This window comes from Paenibacillus sp. SYP-B3998, from assembly GCF_010820665.1.
Taxonomy (GTDB): domain Bacteria; phylum Bacillota; class Bacilli; order Paenibacillales; family NBRC-103111; genus Paenibacillus_E.
Map to the genome: position 1 here is coordinate 1 of NZ_JAAIKC010000007.1, position 22,128 is coordinate 22,128.

Annotated in this window: 7 protein-coding genes; all 7 read left to right on the forward strand. The window is 47.5% G+C overall.

Annotated elements, in window-relative coordinates:
• The first annotated feature begins 426 nt into the window (after positions 1-426).
• The 7 genes from GK047_RS17925 (at position 427) to GK047_RS17955 (ending at position 22,112) form a co-directional block, all read left to right on the forward strand.
• Positions 427-1,125, forward strand: coding sequence for a response regulator transcription factor (locus GK047_RS17925; protein WP_205516862.1), 699 nt, complete (start codon positions 427-429; stop codon positions 1,123-1,125).
• Positions 1,126-1,208: 83 nt separating this feature from the next.
• Positions 1,209-2,066, forward strand: coding sequence for a sensor histidine kinase (locus GK047_RS17930; protein WP_163949708.1), 858 nt, complete (start codon positions 1,209-1,211; stop codon positions 2,064-2,066).
• 96 nt (positions 2,067-2,162) lie between these two features.
• Positions 2,163-3,083 (forward strand): ABC transporter ATP-binding protein, encoded by a 921-nt coding sequence (locus tag GK047_RS17935; RefSeq protein ID WP_163949711.1) that lies wholly within the window; start codon positions 2,163-2,165, stop codon positions 3,081-3,083.
• A complete protein-coding gene (locus GK047_RS17940) occupies positions 3,076-3,834 on the forward strand; it encodes an ABC transporter permease (protein ID WP_163949713.1) in 759 nt (252 codons plus the stop codon). Before GK047_RS17935 ends, GK047_RS17940 begins: the two co-directional genes overlap by 8 nt.
• A 626-nt stretch (positions 3,835-4,460) precedes the next feature.
• Positions 4,461-4,856, forward strand: coding sequence for a hypothetical protein (locus GK047_RS17945; protein WP_163949716.1), 396 nt, complete (start codon positions 4,461-4,463; stop codon positions 4,854-4,856).
• A 29-nt stretch (positions 4,857-4,885) separates the two neighbouring features.
• Positions 4,886-5,185 carry a hypothetical protein gene (locus GK047_RS17950; protein ID WP_163949719.1) on the forward strand — a complete coding sequence of 100 codons (300 nt, stop codon included), beginning with the start codon at positions 4,886-4,888 and terminating at the stop codon, positions 5,183-5,185.
• Positions 5,186-6,323: 1,138 nt separating this feature from the next.
• The gene (locus tag GK047_RS17955) at positions 6,324-22,112 is read left to right on the forward strand and encodes a non-ribosomal peptide synthetase (protein ID WP_163949720.1); all 15,789 of its coding nucleotides are present in this window, start codon (positions 6,324-6,326) and stop codon (positions 22,110-22,112) included.
• The last annotated feature ends 16 nt before the right edge of the window (positions 22,113-22,128 follow it).

Below are 22,128 nucleotides of genomic sequence, written 5' to 3' on the forward strand. Positions count from 1 at the left end.
CTTGATACTTCATTAAGGATAATGAGTTTTTCCGCAGCTCCGTATTTTCTTTTTGACATGAAAAAGCTCCCCTTACAGCAACAGGTTTTATTATTTCACCTGTCTACCGTAAGGGGAGCATATCAGTATCCTCTGTGATGGCTGCTTTTTCTTTTATGCTCTCAGCTCGAGAAGCTTCTGTTCGGCTTGTGCCTTCTGATGCTTCAACCCCTCAATTTACCAAGCAACTTAGCATTGGAAGTGTCAATTGCGATTGAGTCCAAGATGTTCGTAATCTGACGCTCTTCAACTTTTCCAGAAAAGTACCCACAATATCGTTACCGTTGGACAATCCAGTGATGGGTAGCATCGAAGCTTTCCTTCTATGCATCTTATCGATTCCACATGTGGTAAAATAAGCGAATCAAGACCAGAAGGAGAATCCGTATGCAATCCAAAATATTAATTGTTGAAGACGATAGGGAAATTCACGAACTACTAATGACCTGTTTGCATAAAGAAAATTATCAAACTGTATCCGCGTATGATGGAGAAGCAGCTCTTCATCAGTTGAAACAGTCAGATTTTGAGCTGATCATACTGGATTTGATGATTCCCAAGATTGAGGGCTATGAAGTATTACGGCGAATTCGCGAAAAACACAACATCCCCGTCCTGATTTTGTCAGCTAAAGGGGAAGAGGTTGATAAGATGATCGGGCTTGGGCTTGGTGCCGATGACTATGTAACCAAACCTTTTGGGCTAGGGGAACTGACTGCCAGAGTCCGGGCCATGCTGAGACGGTACTTATACTTAAATCACAACACATTCACCGATACATCTGCGATTGTGAGACATGGCGATATTGCTATGAATTATCAAACTTATGAAGTGGAGGTTGGGGCATCGAAAGTAACACTGACCGCCAAAGAATTTGATATTCTAAAGCTACTTCTGTCACATCCTTCCCGTGTGTTCACAAAATCTCAAATCTATCAAGCGATTTGGAAGGAAGATTATTTAACTGATGAGAACACGGTCACGGTACATATTCGTCGTTTACGTATAAAAATTGAACTAGATCCATCCCAACCCAAATATATTCAAACGGTGTGGGGAATCGGTTACAAATTAGGAGAGGTTTAAAACTAATGATCCTCTATATCTTAATCTTTACTAGTACTATATTAATATTGGTAAGCAGTTTTCTCGCTATACGGCAGTGGAACATGAATCATCAATTAGCGCGTTCTGCAGCAAGTATTGATGAGATTCGCATTGGAAGCATCAATCAACGAATTCGCATCCCTACCACCAACGTTCACTTAAGTGAACTGGGTGGGAGCATGAATCGCCTTCTCGATGAATTCGGACTCAATATGGAGAGATTAAGATTACTTGAGAATGAACGTAAGAGCATGATCGCTCATCTGTCCCATGACTTGCGCACGCCTTTGACGTCGATGCTCGGTTATGTTGAACTATTGCAGCAGGATCAGACCCTAACAGAGATGGAACGGCAGCGTTATCTTCATATCATCACTGCAAATGGAAATAAACTGGATACATTAATCCGCGATTTTTTTGAATTATCAAAGCTTGAATCCTCCGACATACCGCTAGAGACTGATCGAATCAATATGATTGGGATCGTTCAAGAAGTTATTGCGTCTTTTTATCATCAATTTCAACATGTGCAGCTATCTCCTCAATTTAAATTTCCATCCTACCCCCTATTCGTCTTCGGAAACAATCACGGCATTGAACGAATATTGAATAACTTGTTTTCCAACGTACTCAGGTATGGCGCGACTGGGGGCATATTTGGTGTTGAGGTTAGGGAAACTGCAGAATGGGTGCATGTCGACGTATGGGATCGTGGTCAGGGAATCGATGATATGGATATGAAGTATATTTTCGAACGATTGTATACAGGAAGAGCATCAAGAAATATGCAGCAGCAAGGGAATGGACTAGGTCTTACGATCGTTAAGCGATTAGTGGAGAAGCAAAATGGCCATATTCAAGTAAGTAGTATCCCGAATGAGAAAACATGTTTTTCCTTTTGTCTTCCTAGAGCAACGTAAGAAAAATGTAAGAAGTAATTAATTACCATGTAACTACCTATATGTATAATGAAAATCAACCTAAGCGTTAAACTCATAGTGGAAGGTTGATGAATAATGGAAGAGATACTAAAAATTACAGGTCTTACCAAAAGGTACAAGAACTATACTGCTGTCGATGACCTCAATATTTCAGTAAAAAAGGGAGAGGTCTATGGTTTTCTTGGCCAGAATGGAGCCGGCAAAACAACGACAATCCACATGCTACTGGGATTGATTCAACCAACCTCAGGTTCTATTGAGCTATTCGGGCAGTTCGTAACAGGAGGACGCGCCTTGGCTTTTGGAAGGGTTGGTTCGATTATCGAAATGCCCGGTTCATATCCCAATTTGACCGCTGTTGAGAATTTAGACATTCATCGGCGGCTAATGGGTATGGGAAATAAAGAATGCATAGAAGAATCATTAGCACAAGTAGGTTTGCTAGAAAACCGCAACAAAAAAGTGAAGAGCTTCTCTCTTGGAATGAAGCAAAGATTAGGTATTGCCCGAGCTTTGCTCCATCATCCTGAGCTTCTGATTCTCGATGAGCCGACAAATGCTTTGGATCCCTCTGGCATTAAAGAGGTTCGCCACTTAATAATGGAACTCGCCTCAAAAAGGAACATCTCTGTGCTGGTATCAAGTCATATCTTAAGTGAAATCCAACAGATTGCAACAAAAATTGGTATTATTCATAATGGGAAATTGGTCCAAGAAATCGACCAACAGTCTCTTCAGATGAAAAACAGACATTGTGTGGAGTTCAAAGTAAGCAACGAACGGAAAGCGGCTATGCTATTAGAGCAAAGGTTAACGATTAGTGATTACTCTGTACCTTCTCCTGGCGTGATTAGGATATTCGAACACTTATCCGAAGCATCTCTCATCAATAAGACCTTCGTTCAACACGATATTGATGTATTGGAGATGATCATGGTGCGCGAAACATTGGAGGATTATTTTCTTAACCTGACAGGAGGTAATTGGGGTGCTTAATGTCATATACACGGAGTTGTATAAGCTAAAGAGGACTAATGTGCTGTGGTTAATTATTATCGGTGCCGCGGTTCCCGCTTTGTTGAACTTGCTCGTTGAATTAGAGCATTTAGAATGGGATGAATTCTTCTATAACAATTTGATCTTTTTCACGGTGCTGACAGGTCCTGCATTATTTACGCTGATGGGAGGATATGTGGTTGCTCGGGAATATACGGAACGAACGGTCAATCAACTATTTGTCTATCCTTATCGCCGCTTCACTCTTATGTTTGGTAAATTGATTGTTATTCTCATCATGATGATAGCTACTTTTTCCTTGAATTTTATACTCGTTATCTTATCTGGTAACTTCATTAGCGATGAATTGTTGACGGGTGCGATTTTTCGAGAATATGCAGGTGTCTATTTATGGATGCTGGCCTTGATGGCTTTAACGATTCCAATGGCGATGACTGCAGGAATCGTAGGAAAAAGCTATATTCCACCGATTGTTCTTGGAGTAGTGGCTATTCTCATCGCTATGATGGTTTTCAGTGGAGTGGAAGATACGAACTCAAGTCGTATTATATTAGGCAGTTATGTTCCTTTTGGTTCGATGGTCGTACATATGGCGGACTTAATGGGGAAGTCCAACGTTGCTGTAGGCAATTACCTTCATGCTTTATACCCACATGGCATAGCCTTTGTTTTATTTTTTACATTTAACGTTATTTACTATTCGAGGTCAGAAGTGCATAGCGGTTCGTGATTATATTTGTTATGGCTGCTTTTATCAGTTCATGACAGACCTCAATATGCTTTTCGTAGACAATTTACCTTTTCCACATAGCTGGCGATGAACTTTTTGATTTCAGGAATGTCTCGCTTTACAATGTGGCCCTCGAACTGAGAAAGCAGTTGTCGCAGAGATTCCTCTGTGATGGCTGCTTTTTCTGTTTTTGCCTCAGCTTTGAGAAGCTTCTGATCAAGCTGAATCTTTGCTCCTCCAATTCTTCTAGTTTGCTAAGCAATGTAGCATTGGATGTACCGTAGGCGATGGGAATTTGTTTAGAGACTGCTATAACCAAAAGAAGTAATCGGCCTATTAAGGCAAAAACTGCACATATGTTCTGGAGGCACCACCATCTATTATTAAATTTAATCTGAATATTCGGTATTTTCCTTATGATTGTAGTAGATTTTACTTCAATTTGGTTACTGCAGAAAGAATACTCTAAGGGAAAGGGTATTAAAGCATGGAAAACCGGGGAAGTCCCTCATTATATAATGAACAATCCCTCTTTAGCAAAAACGTATGCTGAGCTTGTATGTCATTTTTTGAAAGATATTAAGCGAAATAAGCATGAATCTTCTGATAAGGTCTAAATAATAGAATTGGGTAGTGGAACAGGACGATTTGCTTATCATTTTCTTACATATTTGAGCCGTATTTACGAATCTACTTCTCTTAAATATTTAGATTTTTGTTATATCCTTAATGACTTACCCACCGAAAATTTAGAGTTTTGGAGATGTCATCCCAACCTAGAACCTTTTGTTGAAAAAGAAAATCTTGATTTTGCTGTTTTTGATGTTGAAAACGATACCGTTATTCATTTGATCCATAACAAAACCACGATTAACCCCCAAAGCCTTTTTCATCCCTTGATTCTGATTGCCAATTATTTTTTTGATATTTTCCTCACGATTTGCTTGATTTCTACAAAAGGAATATCAAGCAATCTCATGTACTTCTTCCTTCCGTTGGACTACGTTGTCTTGAGCGCTTGAAGCGACTTTCTAAAGAAGGTTTATTTCTGTTGACTGCTGATAAAGGGCATCAACTTATGGCTGAACTCGACGAACAACCCTCCCCTTCTTTAGTTTATCATGGTAGTTTTTCCCTGACAGTAAACTACCATGCGTTTAGACGATTTTGCGAGAGTCAAGGTGGACAAGTCTATGTTACTCCTCATTCGCACCAACACCTGAATCTGATGGGACTTCTGATGCTTCCAGATGCTTCCTTCTATACAAACACTTGTTTAGCTTTTGAACGATTTATAATTGGGTTTGATCCTGATGATTTCTATAGCTTAAACTCCATTTTCATGAAATGAAGTTGGGGCAGCTCATGTCGCTTTTTAGGCTCAGTGGCTATGATGCACACTCATTCAAACAATGTGTAGAACATTTAATTCAGATTTTGCCCGATTGTTCTTTCATTGAGAAGCAAGATATGCTTTCGATCATCCAATTGGTTTGGGAGGGTTATTATCCCATCGGAGACACCACGAATCATGTCGAAATTACAAACCGCTAATTCGTCTACGGCCGTGTCGGCAGATGAGATGTTGATTGGGCGGGGATATCGTCGAATCTTAGTCTCGAAGCCTCGATATTAAACCTCAGTATTCGGATTCCAACATTTCCCTGATTACTATGGACTACTTTAGATTACTGAAATGAGAAATGAGGGCTGGAATAAAACCCTTTTCTTTCCTAGATTACATCCTATAAACGACAACAATGAGCTGCGGATTAGCAGCTTTTTTAAATATTTTTCACGATTCTTGTCGGAAATCAGTTAAACATAGGACGAAAAAAGAGATTAGTGGCGCCTACACGTAAATAAAATGAGACTAGACAAGATATGGGAAATAATACAAAATAAATGGAAATATCATAAAAATCAATTATGGTTTATACACCAATTTGTAATATGCATACTCCACATACGATTTCGGTAATCGCCTCTTAGTATATACGCCTACAAGTTTTTACATCAAACCCCAAGAACTCGCTATCACACTTAATGAATCGTGCGCAATCATCTGAAAAAACTGAATTAACTCTACAAGCGAACCGAGAATAATGCTGAACTCCGTGAGGGTCCCGTTTTCGAAGATGAACTTTATCTTAACTGGAAAGATAGGCGTGCATCTGGAATACTACGTTACCCTATACAATTTGGTCTTTTACTTGAGTTAAAGGAGGTGATTGATCGAGCGAATAACCGGTTCATGAGCGGAGCAGCTATTTTTATTTGTAATTTCCAATTTAATGCATATTATACGTATTAAATAAAATTATTTATTTATTTCAAAAAATAAACATCTAAATGAATTATTTCAAGGGATCAGTCTCTGATTTTAGAACCAATGAAGCAGATAAGCACATGTTGCATTTAAATTTTCACGCCAGTATATATTCCCTTAGGGGACGTCATTCCACGATTACTTAAAGAGAGGGGCATTTATGTTTACACAGCAATTTCAAACCTTAAGCAACGTAATCGAGGCTAGAAGTACGTCGGAAGACAAAGGAATTACATTCATAGACGGTGACGATCAGGAGATCTATTTGTCTTATAAAGACATTTACAGGGAAGCACTCGGGTTTCTTGGCGAACTTCAGGAAAAGGGCGTCCAGCCGAAGCAGGAGGTCCTCTTCCAGATCGAAGACAATCAAAAGTTTATTGTCGCTTTCTGGGCCTGTATTCTGGGGGGCATGTATCCGGTGCCGATCAGCGTCGGCAATAACGATGAGCACAAGACTAAAGTATTGAAAGTCTGGGGCATTCTGAATCGCCCATTTCTGATCACTACCGAAAAGACTCTGGAAAATTTGAATCGCTTAAAAGCGAAAGAATTATTCACGGAGCAGCTTCAATCGCTACATATACATCATTTGATCATCCATGAAAATTACGGCGGGCGTTCCCAGGGAAAAGCAGTAAAACAGGACCCTCAGGATATTGCGCTCATTCAATTTTCCTCCGGTTCCACGGGGGATCCGAAGGGCGTCATCCTGACGCATCAAAATCTTGTATTCAATTGCTGCGGGCTCATCCATAGCCAACACATGGCTCCGGGCGATGCGCTTTTGCAATGGATGCCCTTAACTCATGATATGGGCTTAATCTGCAATCATTTGACCCCTTTTGTATTGGGTATCCAGCAGTTTATCATACCGACGAACCTCTTTATCCGCCAGCCTGTACTATGGATCAAGAAAGCTTCCGAGCATAACATTACCCACCTATCTTCACCAAACTTCGGATACAAGTATTTTCTCAGCCATTTTAAGCCGGAAAAAGCAGAGGACTGGGATTTATCTCGTGTCCGGCTGATCCTGAATGGGGCGGAACCTATCTCTGTCGAGCTTTGTCATCAGTTTGCCGATACGTTGGCTCCTTACGGGTTGAAACGGACGGCGATAACGCCAGCTTACGGGTTAGCGGAAGCATCTGTCGGCGTGAGCATCTCAGATCCTCGCGATGAGATCGTTACGGTATATCTGGATCGAAAACACCTGAATACTGGAGCAAGGATCGTGGAAGTGAGCGAGGATTCCGGGGTCAGTTTTGTGGGGAATGGACCGCCGATCCCCTACTGCGAAGTTCGCGTAACCAACGATAAGCACCGGCTCTTGGCAGACGATACGATCGGTCATATTCAAATCAAGGGATTCAATGTCACCAGCGGTTATTATAACAATCCCGAAGCGACCTCTCGTTTGCTGACGGATGACGGGTGGGTCGATACCGGGGACCTTGGCTTCCTGCGCGGAGGCCAGGTGGTGATTACAGGAAGAGCCAAAGACATTATCTTTATGAATGGCGAAAATATTTATCCACATGACATTGAGCGAGTAGCCGAGGAAGTCGAGGGAGTAGAGCTTGGGCGGGTAGCCGCCTGCGGAGTACGCCATCCGAGCGAAAATAAAGAAGAAATCGTACTATTTATCGTTTCGAAGAAAACCCTAGAGAAATTTGCCCCCATTGCCGCAGCGCTAAAAAAACATTTGAGCCGCAAAGGGGGATGGGCTATCTACGAGGTTGTCCCGATTAAGCAGATGCCCAAAACCACGAGCGGCAAGGTCCAGCGTTATAAGCTAACCCAGCAGTTCGAGGCCGGAGTATTCCAAGAAGTGTGCGATCAATTAAGGGTACTGATTGCTCAGCAAACTGAAGAGAAAGAGTTGCCGTTCACCGCATTCGAAGCGGAAAAAGCATTGCACGACATTTGCTGCGAAGTGCTCCAAATCAAACGAATCGATACGCGCGACAGCTACTTCGATCTCGGGGCGACCTCTCTACAATTGGCTCAGATTACGGAGCACATTGTTAACCGGCTCGGTCAGAACTTGTCTGTCACGGATCTGTTTGCCTATCCGTCCATTGCGGAGCTTGCCAAGCATATCGCTGAGCAAAAGAAGCAGATCCAGTCCGAGATCCCCTCTGCTCAAGCGGAGGAACAACGGGAGCAGGATGTCGCTATCATTGGAATGTCTCTAAATTTACCTAACGCGACAACGGCGGACGAGTTCTGGGCTAATGTCGTACAGGGGAAGGATAGCATAACCGCTTTCGGGGCAGAGCGGGTTCAGGATGCCAAGAATTACAGTGCGGCGCTCCGCTTGCATCAAACCGAGGATGAATTCGTGCAAGGCGGTTATTTGCATGAGATCGACAAGTTCGACTACTCCTTTTTTCGAATGAACCCGAACGAAGCACGCTATATGGACCCGAATCAAAGGTTGTTTTTGCAGTCCGCATTTCACGCGATTGAAGATGGGGGATATGCAGGAGAACAGCTTAGAGGCCGAAAAGTGGGCGTGTATGTCGGTTACTCGAAAGTCGGGCACGATTACGAACGGCTTCTCTCCAACGTGAAACCGGAACAGTTCCACCACTATATCGTAGGGAATTTACCGTCTGTGCTCGCTAGCAGAATTGCCTACTTCTTGGACTTGAAAGGGCCTGCGCTAACGCTGGATACGGCATGCTCGTCGTCACTGGTTGCTATTCATTTGGCATGCAAAGGCATCCTGAACGGAGATTGCGAACTGGCGATCGCCGGTGGGGTGCGCACTGTACTGCTTCCTGTCGGATTGGGACTACAAATGGAATCCTCGGACCGCCGAGCCAAAACATTCGACAATGAATCGGATGGAACTGGCACGGGAGAAGGCGTGGCCTCGGTCCTGTTGAAACCGCTCAGCAAGGCTATTGCGGACGGTGACCATATATACGCCGTGATTAAGGGAAGCGCTATTAATCAGGACGGAACCACCGTAGGCATTACCGCACCGAATCCGGCTGCTCAGACGCAGGTCATCGAGGATGCTTGGAGTGACGCGGGTATTCATCCGGAATCGTTAACATTTATTGAAGCGCACGGTACGGGGACAAAACTTGGCGATCCCATCGAATTTAATGGCTTAGCAAAAGCTTTTGAAAAATATACGAGCAAGAAACAATTTTGTGCCATCGGTTCGGTCAAAACCAACATCGGTCATTTGTTTGAAGCGGCGGGCATCGCCAGTCTGATCAAAGCCGTGCTGATGCTGAATGAGAAGCAAAATCCCCCGCTCGTTCATTTCAAGAAGCCGAATAAGCAAATTCGTTTTGAGACGTCGCCGTTCTATATAAATACGAAACTGACAGAGTTCGAGACTGCTGGCGAACCGCTTCGGTGCGGGGTAAGCTCGTTTGGGTTCAGTGGGACGAACGCTCATGTTGTGCTGGAACAATACATAGCGCCTGCAGCCAGTGCACCTGCAGCAGGTGATGGGCCGTATTTGTTTACAATTTCAGCCAAGACAGAATGGTCTTTACAGGAACGGTTCCGTCAATTTATTGATTTTTTTGGTAGGCATCCAAACGCGAATTTGATGAATGTGTGTTACACCGCGAACACGGGCAGAGCGCATCTTGAACATCGGATTGCGGTTGTCGTTACCGACCGACAGGAATTGGTGAGCAAGTTGAAGTTGGTTGCCTTAGGTGCTCGAGATACGCAAGGAGTTTATTGCGGATCGTCTAAAGCGTCGACGGATCCTGACCGCCATTCACCCGGAAATCCCGATGAGCATGAGCTAGCTGCGATGAGCCGGAAGGCCGGGCAGCTTGCACCTGGCATCGCAGACAGCGGCTATGGAACCGCAAGCTCACTTCACGCATTGGGCGAATGGTACAGTCAAGGAGCAACCATTCCTTGGGATGTTTTGTACGATAACGTGGATAAACAAAAGATCCCTTTGCCGCATTATCCTTTTGAACGAAACCGATGTTGGATCACATGGGAACCGCAGCTTGCGGAAAGTACAGAAGGGGGGATCCGTGAGGTGGCTGCTACTTATGATATACCGCAACCGCCCGGCGCTCGGCAAGCGTTTATTGAGGAAATCGCTGCCACGCTTAGGCAGATTATAGGCAAAGCATCGGGATTCAAACCCGAGGAACTGGATGAACAAGCCCATTTTCTCGAAATGGGTTTGGATTCGATCAATTTAGTCCAGGTCAAAAAAGACATTATGGATCAGTTCCAATTGGATATTCCCATTGCACAGTTTTTTGAGTCGATCTCCAACATATCCAGTCTGAAGCAATATGTAGTGGATCACAGCTATCGAGAACCGGCGCTTGCCGCATTAACCGATGAATCATGGACTGCTCCGATCAATTCTCCAACACAAAACCAAGGCCAAGCGAACTTGACTGTGGGAGCATGGATTTCCCCAACAGCCGAAGCAGTCCAGCCACAAACCATGGTGTCCGCTGCACCTGTCGGGTCGTTGGAAAGATTGCTGTCCCAGCAAATCGAGCTGCTGCAAGCACAGCAAAAAAGCTTTACGGATGTGTTGACGCAGCAGCTGACGCTGTTAAGCGGAGCCGCTTTGGCTGCTCCAGCTAAAGAACTGGTAGGAATCGAAGCACAAATGGGTTCGTTGCCTGCTGGTACCAAGACCGAAAAGGTTATCCGAATAACGTCGCCAGTGGCAAAGGCCGCCACAAACGAGAAAGAGGCCAAGCCGTTTATCCCATACCAGCCATTGGTTATCGGAGAGAGCAGCGGCTATACGACCCGACAAAATCAATTTTTATCCCAGTTTATCGATCTGTATACTCAGCGGACGCGAGAATCAAAGAATTATACCCAGCATACTCGGCTGGTCCATGCGAATAATCGCAATGTGGCCGGATTCCGCTCCTACTGGAAAGAAATCGTATATCCGATAGTGACAGAGCGGGCCTCGGGGTCGAAAATGTGGGATATCGACGGAAACGAATATATCGATCTGACGATGGGCTTCGGGGTCAATTTATTAGGGCATAATCCGGCGTTTATATCCGAGGATTTGCGTGGAACCATTCACTCCCATACTCCTCCTATCGGTCCCATGTCTAATTCAGCTGGCAGAGTGGCCGAGCTGATTTGCGAACTGACGGGGGTGGAGCGGGTTGCTTTTTACAACTCGGGCACAGAGGCGGTTATGGTCGCTCTGCGTCTGGCGCGGGCGGCAACCGGCCGTTCCAAAGTCGCCCTGTTTTCCGGCTCCTATCACGGCACGTTCGACGGGGTGCTTGCCGTGGCCGACCCAGAATCCGGGCATGGCGAGGCGCTCCCTATGGCTCCTGGCATCCCGGACGGGATGATGAGCGATGTGATGGTGCTGAACTATAACAACCCGCAGTCTTTGGAACTGATCAGGGAACATGCCCATGAGCTTGCGGCCGTGTTGATCGAGCCGGTTCAAAGCCGTAGGCCCGATCTTCAGCCCAAAGCATTTCTGAAGATGATTCGGGAGATTACCGAGCGGTCGGGTACAGCGCTTATTTTGGATGAAGTGATTACGGGTTTCCGGATTCACATGGGCGGCGCACAGGCATGGTTTGACATTAAAGCCGACCTGGTCACTTACGGAAAAGTCGTAGGGGGAGGCATGCCGATTGGCATTGTCGCCGGCAAGGCTGCGTTTATGGATGCTGTTGATGGAGGCATCTGGTCGTTTGCCGATGAATCGTATCCGGCCAATGCGAAGAAGAAGACGTTTGTGGGGGGCACGTTCTGCACACATCCGCTTACGATGAATGCAGCTCTGCAGGTTCTTGAATATTTGAAATCGCAGGGGCCAGAGCTGCTCTCGTCGCTCAACCGAAGAACGGACGAATTGGTTAAAACGATTAACGGCTTTTTTAAGCAAGAGGGCGTCCCGATTCATATGATCAATTACGGATCGCTTTTCCGTTTTGTCTCGTACGGTGACATCGAATTGTTCTTTTATTTGCTAATTAGCAAAGGGTTATACATTTGGGAAGGGCGCAACTGCTTCTTGTCGACGGCTCATACCGCCGAGGATCTAGCAAAGATTCTTGCCGCTGTGAAAGAAAGCGTGATGGAGCTGAGGGAAGGAGGATTTCTTCCGGATAAGCCACCCTCCCCGGACGATCAGGGAAGGGACAAGACAGCGCAGGCACTCCCTGCTTCCGATTCCTTTCCGTTAACGAAGGAGCAAAAACAGCTTTGGTTTGCCGCACAAGCCCGGCACGGTTGCGCCGCCGCCTTCAATGAGACGGTTGCGCTTCGAATAAAGGGTGATTTACAGGTGGACACGCTCAATCGGGCGGTGCAAACCATTGTGAATCGGCATGAAGCGCTTCGCACTGTAGTCGATGCCAGCGGGGAAGAGCAGCGGGTTCTCACCGAGGTCACTGTGGCCACCGAAGTGACCGTTTGTATGGAGGTTGCGCATGATGAACGCGAGCAGTGGGTCCGACAATGGCTAGAAGAACAAGGCAGGCTGCCGTTCAATTTAATATCTGGAATGCCACTTTTTCGCATCAACCTGCTCCGGTTAAGTCCGGATGAGTACTTGTTTACGGTCGCGTTCCATCATATTGTGGCCGACGGCTGGTCGATTGCTGTGTTTGTACAAGAATTGGAACAGCTTTACAGCGCGTACTTGGAAGGTCATACGGCAGAATCGCTGCCGACACCGACGCCATTCAGAGAGTTTCAGCAATGGCAGCAGCTTCAGTTGTCACGAGGCCGTACGGATGAGGTGATCGCGTATTGGAATAAGAGCCTGGATTCGCTCGTTTCGGCGGTTGACCTGCCTTCCGAGCATGGAGGCATGCGGCGGAGAACGTTTCAGGGGGAGCGGGCCAGTGTAAGGGCGGACTTGAAATTAACCAAAAAATTAAAGACGCTCAGCATCCAGTCGGGTAACAGCCTTTTTGTGACATTGTTAACCGCCTACCAGCTATTTTTACATAGACTAACCGGAAACGCCATGATGACGGTCGGCGTTCCGACCTCCGGTCAGGCGCGGATGGGGCGGCACCATTTAATCGGCAATTGTGTCAATTTACTGCCGATCGTCAGCCGGGTTGCCGATCATACGTCACTTGTGGAGCTTTTGCAGCAGATCAAGGCGAAAATGCAAGAGACCGAAGCCCTTCAAGATTACTCTCTCGCCGATTTGGCGGAGCATTTTACGGATCGCAAGGTTCCGGATATGAATATCATTTTCAATATGGACCGCCCGCTGAAGGGTCTGCATTTTAAAGGACTGGACGTCCGCTTAACGCCGACACCGATTCAATATTCCAAATACGACATGTTCCTTAACGTCATGGAAGTCGGAGGGGAGCTCTGGTTTGATTTTGATTTGAATGGGGATATCGCCGACTCGGCGACGCGCACCAAGTGGCTGGATTATTTCATGCAAATGCTGCATTCCATGGCGGACGGCCAACATCGGACGATTGCGGAGCTTTCCCTGCTTACGAGCGAGGAAGAAGCGGAAGCTGCCATCGATTGGCGCAGTCATCTCAACCTTCAGCTAAACGAAGCGGATGTCCTGCCGCAAGGTGCCATCTATTTGCTGGATGGTTACCTGAAACCTACCCCTATCGGCGTAATTGGCGAGTTGTGTGTCCAAGATCATGCAGGTGGGACGACGCTATACCACAGTGGTCAATTGGCTATTCGCCGTGCGGCTGGTGGGCTGCAGCGGATTGGTTCGGTTCAAGAGCGTATGCAGGTTGGGGGTCATACGGTCTATCTGCCCCTGCTTCAACGGTATTTGACCGATTCACTGAAGATTGAATCTTGTTTCATTGCGACTGGGAATGCGGAATCCGGGAATGGGCATACACTGGCGGCTTACGTGGCAGGAAATCCGAAGTCTCTAAATCCCGTGCAACTTCGCAAACAAATGCTTCAGGACCTTGCCGACCATTGGGTGCCTAAAGAGATTGTGATCGTCGAATCACTTCCGTTTACCCCGGAGGGACAAGTCGACCTGACGCAGCTCAGACTGGGAGATCGGCCCCGAATCGAATCTGCTCCACAGGAGCAGGGCAGCGACGCCGAAGAGAAGGTTCGCACGATTTGGCAGCATGTGCTGGGAGTGTCTCACGTTTATCTGGATGATAATTTTTTTGAAATCGGCGGAAATTCACTTGATGCCACACTGCTGCTCGTCCGGCTGCAGAGGGAGTTTTCCACAAAAATCCCGTTGAGCCAGCTGTTTCGTTCGCAAACGGTAAGGGCGCTCGCACGTTTTATCGAGCATGGGGAACAGCAAGTCGTTCTCCCTATCGTGACATTGGCGACACAGCCTTTTTATGCGGTGTCCGCTGCTCAAAAGCGGATGTATATCTTACATGCGATGGAAGTGGGGACGACTTATAACATCTCGGGTCTGCTAAATATCACCGGGGACTTGGATAGCTCACGTTTGCTCCAAGCTTGTCAGGAACTGGTGCAGCGCCATGATTCACTGCGTACTTCATTTGATGTCGTAGACGACGAAATCGTACAGGTTGTCCATGACACAGTAAAGTTCGACATTCCGATATCGGACGTTCGGGCGAAAGATCTCGACAAGGCTGCCCGCACATTGATTCAGCCCTTTGACCTCCATCAAGCGCCGTTGTTTCGGTCCCGATTATTACGAGTCGCTCCGGATCGGCATGTGCTGCTGCTGGATATGCACCACAGCATAGCGGATGGCTTATCGGTATCGGTGTTTATCGACGAATTAACCGATCTGTATCAAGGAAAACCGCTAGCTCCTTTGCCGGTGCAGTATAAAGACTTTGCTGCCTGGCATCGGGAACGATATGCAAGTGATCGTTTTGCGGAGCAGGAGAGCTACTGGCTGAGCACCTTGAGTGGAGAACTGCCGGTACTGGCGTTGCCCACGAGCTTTCCCAGACCACCGGTTCAAAGTTTTGAGGGGGCGGTCTTCCATCATGAAGTCGATCCCAAACTGATTGTGAATTTGCAGAGACTGGCAAACGAGACGGGAACGACGCTCTTTATGGTTCTGCTGGCGGCGTACAATGTATTGTTAGCCAAATATACGGGGCGAACGGATATTATCGTGGGTACGGCGGTTGCCGGCAGGGAGCATCCGGACATTGAACGGGCGATTGGCATGTTTGTCAATACGCTGGCATTGCGTAACTATCCATCGGCGGAGAAGCACTTCCTACCTTTCTTACAAGAGGTCAAGGAAGCAAGCCTGCTCGCTTTGGAAAATCAAGAGTATCCGTTTGAGGAGCTCATCGACAAGCTGGAAATCAACCGGGATCTGGGTCGTAATCCACTGTTTGATACGATGCTTGTGGTACAGAATTTTGGCATGCAGAAAGTCACGGCGGGCGGAATTGAATTCGCGCCGACGGAATTCAATCCAGGCGTCGCTCAAATGGACCTGATCGTCAGTGTGGACGAATGGGAAGGAAAACCAGTCATCCGTTTCAACTACTGCACGAAGCTGTTTCATGAATCCGCCATTCATCAACTGGCGCGTCATTATGTTCAGGTGCTTCTTAGTATTATTGATCAACCGGATAGCACCATTGCGCAGCTAGAGTGCATGCCGCCGGTGGAGAAGCAGGCGATTCTTCGGGACTTTAACCCGATTATGCATGCTGAATTGAAAACGCCAGAAAGCAGGACCTTGCATGCGCTGTTTGAATCGCAAGCCAAGCGGACACCGGATCAGCTTGCACTTAGCTTCCGAAATCAGGAGGTGACGTACCGGGACTTAAACGAAAAAGCCAATCAACTGGCAAACGCGCTGGTCAAACGGGGTATTGGTCAGGAAACGGTAGTCGGCGTGATGATGGAACGTTCCCTGGACATGGCGGTTGCCATTCTGGGTATTCTCAAAGCCGGTGGCGCGTATATGCCGATCGACCCAGCCTATCCGAAAGAACGAATCGGGTATATGCTCGCCGACAGCGGTGCGGTCGTAATGCTTGTGCAGGAAGGGTTAAAATCGGGCGTTGATTTTACGGGATCTGTCTTAAGTATGGCTAACGATGCGTGGTACAAAGAGGAGCAACGTTCGCAGCTGCACCGCTCGTATCCGAATAATTTGGCTTACCTCATTTATACATCGGGTTCGACCGGTCAACCCAAAGGCGTTTGCATTGAGCATAAAGCCATCGTCAATACGCTGCAGTGGAGAAAAGGAGAATATGCGCTTGGGCCTGGGGATTGCGTGCTTCCCTTGGTATCGAGCTCATTCGATGCGTTTGTGTCGGCGTTCTTTACTCCACTCTTGTCGGGTGCGGCTGTGGCACTGCCTACAGATGAGCAGATCGGGGATTTTCATGCGCTGAAATCGCTGATGCTGGCATGCAAGGTGACGCATCTGGTAGGTACGCCGTCGATCTATCTGCCGATTGTGGAAATGTTGACACTGCAAGAGGCAGCGCAGCTCAAGGCGGTGACGTTGGGTGGAGAACGGGTTACGAAATCGCTGGTGGACGCCTCACGCGCCAAAAATTCGAACATCGAACTGATCAACGAATACGGCCCGACCGAATACAGCGTAGTTACAACGATTCAAAGAAACTTACAGCCAGATGAAACCGACCATGTCGGCAAGCCGATTGCTTATACCGGCGTGCTGATTCTTGACGAACACAAGAATATGCAGCCGATCGGTGTTCAAGGGGAATTGTATATTTGGGGACGAGGGCTGGCCAGAGCTTATCGAAACAACATGGAGCTCACGAATCAGCGGTTTATTGCTCATCCGTTTCTGCCGGATGTCAAAATGTATCGAACAGGAGATTTAGCCGCCTGGCTGCCGGACGGCACGCTAAAGTTTGGCGGGCGCACTGATGACCAGGTGAAAGTCCGGGGGCACAGGGTCGAATTGGGCGAAATTGAAAACACGCTGCTGCAGCACGTAGCGGTGAAAGATGCCGCCGTCATTCTGAAAGCGTACGGTGATCAAGCGTACCTGTCCGCTTACGTTGTGTTTCATGCTCAAGCTGGACATACAACTAAAGAACTGAAACATTTTTTGACTTCCACTCTGCCTCCTTATATGGTTCCTTCTTATGTTACTGTTCTGGAGCAACTGCCTCTGACCGCGAATGGCAAGGTGGACCGAAAAGCATTGCCGGAGCCGGAGAGACTCACGGATGACGAATCGACGTATGTCGTGCCCCGAACGGAAACCGAAAGAAAGCTGGTCAATCTTTGGCAGGAACTGCTAGGGGTATCGCCTATCGGGATACACGATCCATTTTTTGAGATCGGGGGGCATTCGCTGAGCGCAACGCTGTTAATGGCGAGAATTAAAGAAGTATTCCATGTTCAGCTGTCGCCCAAGTCCGTGTTCAAGGCACCAACCGTCGAACAGCTTGCATTGGTCGTGCTGTCCGCGCAGCAAACCGATTACGACGAGATTCCAGAGGCCCCACAAAGCGTGTATTACGATGTTTCATCGGCGCAGTCCAGACTTTTGGCGATTTGGCATTTGGATGAAACAGGCATTGCCTATAATATGTCGGCAGCCCTGATAATTGAAGGTGATGTCAGCCGGGACAAACTGGAAGAAACGTTCAGACAATTGATTGCGAGGCATGAAGCGTTCCGAACTTCGTTTACGGAGGTCGATGGAAAACAAGTGCAGGTCATCCACGAGGATGTCCATTTCCATGTACCCTTCATCGAAGCAGAAGTCGGCATTGACGGAGCGGAGCCGCTCATCCGATCGTTTATTCGACCCTTTGACGTGAGTCAAGCTCCTTTAATCCGGGTGGAACTGATCAAGCTGAACGATGGTCGGCATCTGCTCAATCTTGATCTGCACCATTTGGTTGCTGACGGTACCTCCGTTGATCTTATTATCGAGGAATGGAACACACTGTACAATGGCGGCACGCTGCCTCCGCTGCGGATTCAATATAAAGATTACGCCGCATGGCTGGGATCGCAAGCTTTAGGTATGGCGGAACAAGAGAAGTATTGGATTGATCAATATGTAGGTGACATTCCCGTGCTCGAAATGCCGAGTGATAAGCCGAGACCGCAGATTCAAAGCTTCGAAGGCGACGTCGTGGCGGTCGAACTGTCAGGAGAACTGACACGACGTTTGGAGACGCTTAGCACACGGTCTGGTAGCACCTTATTTATGGTTCTTCTTGCTTCGTACCAAGTGCTGCTCTCCAAGTATACGGGGCAGGAAGATATCATCGTTGGTATTCCCGTCAGCGGCAGGTCTCATGCGGACACCCGATCGATTGTGGGCATGTTCGTCAATACGCTGGCGCTTAGAAACTATCCCGCTGCCTCCAAATCGTTCCTTCATTTACTGGATGAAGTAAAGGAAAGCACCCTGATGGCACTGGAAAACCAAGACTACTCCTTCTCCGATCTTGTAAAGAAGCTTCAACTGAAAAGGGATTTGAGCCGCAATCTGTTATTCGATACGATGTTTTCCTTCTTTAATACAGACTCGCAGCAGTGGAAAGCCAATGGCTTGCAGATGACCCCTTATCCGCTGAAGACCGGCATTTCTAAGTTCGATCTTGTGCTCAATATCGAGCAAAAAGAAGAACGGTTGCGAATTGAATTCGAATACGGAACAACCTTATTTTTGAGGGAAACCGTTGAAAGTCTCGCGGATCATTATCTTGCTGTGCTGGAGCAGGTGACGGAAGAGCCGGACCGGACATTGGCTCAGATCGAGCTAATCGGCACCCGTGAAGCGGAAGCCATGCATGTCCGCTTTAACGATACCTCGGTTTCGTATCCCAACCCCAAACCGATCTATCAGTACATCGAGCGGCAGGCGGAGGTAACACCGGAAGCCATAGCGGTCATGTATCGGGGAGATAGTTTGACGTACAGCGAATTGAATCAGCAAGCGAACGAAGTGGCTCATCGGTTGATCGGTCAAGGAATTGGAGCGGGACATTACGTGCCTGTCCTCATGGAACGGAGCTTGGAACTGGTCGTCTCGCTGCTGGCTGTTATGAAAACGGGGGCGGCATTCTCGCCGTTGGACATGGAGTGGCCTGTGGAACGTTTGCAAAGTGCACTTACCGACCTGAATAGCCCTTTCCTTCTTGCTCACCAAGGTTTGCCGTTTGAAGAAGGACATCTTCACGGTGAGTTTCTAAACATCGATTGCCGTACATTGTCCGGAGTGGTCGACAACCCGGCGGTCGCGATTGATGGGCAGGCACCGATTTATGTAATTTTCACGTCTGGCTCGACAGGCAGGCCCAAAGGTGTAGTCGTCCCGCATCGTGGCATCACGAATCGGTTCTTATGGATGAACGATTACTTCGGAAGCGAGGCGGCGCAAAGTGTCCTGCAGACCACAAACCACGTGTACGACAGCGCCGTTTGGCAATTATTCTGGCCTTTGACGAACGGAGGGCGTACGGTGTTACCGGAAACGGGTATGACCGTAAACGCCGATTACATGGCCGGTCTCATCGACAAAGCTCAAATCACGATGACAGACTTTGTTCCTTCTGTGTTTAACACAATCGTTAACCAGCTGGAAGAACAACCGGCTTTGCAAGGGAAGCTGTTATCGCTGAAGCAAGTCATCGTAGGGGGAGAAGAAATTACGCCTTCTACCGTGGGGAAATTTAGAGGCATACTGCCTCACGTCCAAACCACGAATTTATACGGTCCGACCGAGGCGAGTATCGGCTGCGTCGCCTACCGGATCGACGGTCATGAAGAGCGGATTCCGATAGGCCGGCCTATCGCCAACACTAAAGTATATATTTTGGACGCGCATCTCAAGCAAGTGCCGGTTGGTGTCGTGGGTGAAATGTACATTTCGGGCGTGCCGCTGGCGATCGGTTATTTGAACGATTCCGAGAAAACGGCATCCAGTTTTATAGACAATCCTTACGCGCAAGCATCGTACGAAAAGCTATATAAAACTGGAGATTTGGCCAAATATTTGCCGGATGGGAATATTAGTTTTCTAGGCAGAGCTGACTTTCAGGTAAAAATCAGAGGATACCGTATCGAATTGCAAGAAATCGAATACCGACTGCTTCAATGGGGACGGATCAAGGAAGCCGCCGTTATGGCGCTCGAGCATAATGGAAGTGCGCTGTTGTGCGGTTACGTGGTATCGGCAGAGGCAATTCCTTCGGATGAAATCAGGGCTTATCTGGCAACTGAATTGCCGGAGTATATGATACCGACGGTGTTCGTGTCGTTGGATCGAATGCCGATCACACCGGGAGGCAAAATCAACCGGAAACTGCTGCCAGAGCCGGATTGGCACGAGGCCATCAACGATGATTACCAGGAGCCAGCCAACGAAATCGAACAACTGCTTGCTGATATTTGGGAAGAAGTGCTGTCTGTAAAGCCAATTGGCACCAATCATAATTTTTTCGATCTTGGCGGCGATTCCATTAAAGGTCTGCAAATTATATCGCGGTTGAACCACCGTGGGTACAAGCTGGATATGAAAGAATTGTTCCAGCAGCCCAAAATCAAGCTGTTGAGCAAATTTGTGAAGCAGGGGACCCGTATCGCGAACCAAGAGGCTATCGAAGGAGAAGTCCCGTTAACGCCGATCCAACGGCGGTTTTTTGAGACGCAAATCGCCCATCCGCATCACTACAATCAGTCCGTCATGCTCTTCCGTGCCGAAGGATTCGATGAACAGGATGTAGCAAGCGTCTTTGACTATATCGTTCGCCACCATGACGCGCTGCGCATGAGCTATCAATGGGATGAGGAGAAAATCGTTCAAATGAATCGCGGGCTTCCTACCGAATCGATTCAACTAACCGTAAAGCATTTCGATGCAAGCTTAACGTTAGAAGACGAAGTGGAACGAGCAGCAAACGAGATTCAAAGCGGCCTTCATCTTATAGACGGCCCGCTGCTCAAACTCGGGTTGTTCAAAACCGGAGACGGGGATCATTTGCTGATCGCAATCCATCACCTGGTGGTGGACGGGGTGTCCTGGCGAATCATTTTGGAAGACTTCGGGACACTGTATGAGCAACTCCGTCAAGGGCTGCCCCCGGCCTTGCCGTCCAAGTCGGATTCCTATCAATTGTGGGCCCAGGAAATTGTGAGCTATGCGGATAATCAGGCGCTTCAAGAGGAAATCGAATATTGGTCCGTCCTTGAACAAACGCACTGGGGACCATTGCCTAAGGACAATGAGCCGTTGTCCAATAAAGTGGCGGATAGCGCGGATCTGAGACTGGTCCTGGATGCCGAGTACACCGAGAAACTGTTAAAGCAAGTGAACCGGGCATACAATACGGAAATTAACGATATTTTGCTGACGGCCCTCGGGATTAGCATCAAAGATTGGGGCCATCAAGATACGGTCATGATTCATTTGGAAGGCCACGGCAGAGAAGAGTTATTGAAAGAAGTGAATATTTCCCGGACGGTCGGCTGGTTTACTTCGCTATATCCCTTCTTGCTGGATATGAGTCATACGCAAGATTTGTCCTATCAAATCAAAAGCATTAAAGACAGTTTGCGGCGTATCCCGAACAAAGGGGCGAGGTATGGCATTCTGAAATACGTCAGCAAGGCCTATCGTGATCAGCTCTCGGGGGAAGTGTATCCGGAAATCAGCTTTAACTATTTGGGGCAATTTGATTCACAACTAAACACCGAATGGTACACACTCTCTCCATTCGATGCTGGCGCGGAAGCGGGTCCGGACGTTGTGCGGTCGGCGTCGCTGGATATTAACGGGATGATTGAAAACGGTCAGCTTGTCATGACTTTCAATTACAATAAAGGCGAATACGAGCAAAGCACGGTCGAGCGTTTGATCTTCCGTTACCAAGAGCATTTAATTCGGATTATTGACCACTGCTGCGTCAAGCAAACGACGGAGCAGAGTCCTACCGACTTTACTTATGACAAGCTGTCAATTGACGAATTTCAGAACTTATCACAATTGTTAAGCAGTAAATTAAACCTGTAAAACATGGAGGTTTGTC

Coding starts and splice junctions, on each gene's coding strand:
- GK047_RS17955 (WP_163949720.1), top strand. CDS start 6,324: ATGTTTACACAGCAATTTCAAACCTTAAGCAACGTAATCGAGGCTAGA.
- GK047_RS17935 (WP_163949711.1), top strand. CDS start 2,163: ATGGAAGAGATACTAAAAATTACAGGTCTTACCAAAAGGTACAAGAAC.
- GK047_RS17925 (WP_205516862.1), top strand. CDS start 427: ATGCAATCCAAAATATTAATTGTTGAAGACGATAGGGAAATTCACGAA.
- GK047_RS17930 (WP_163949708.1), top strand. CDS start 1,209: ATGAATCATCAATTAGCGCGTTCTGCAGCAAGTATTGATGAGATTCGC.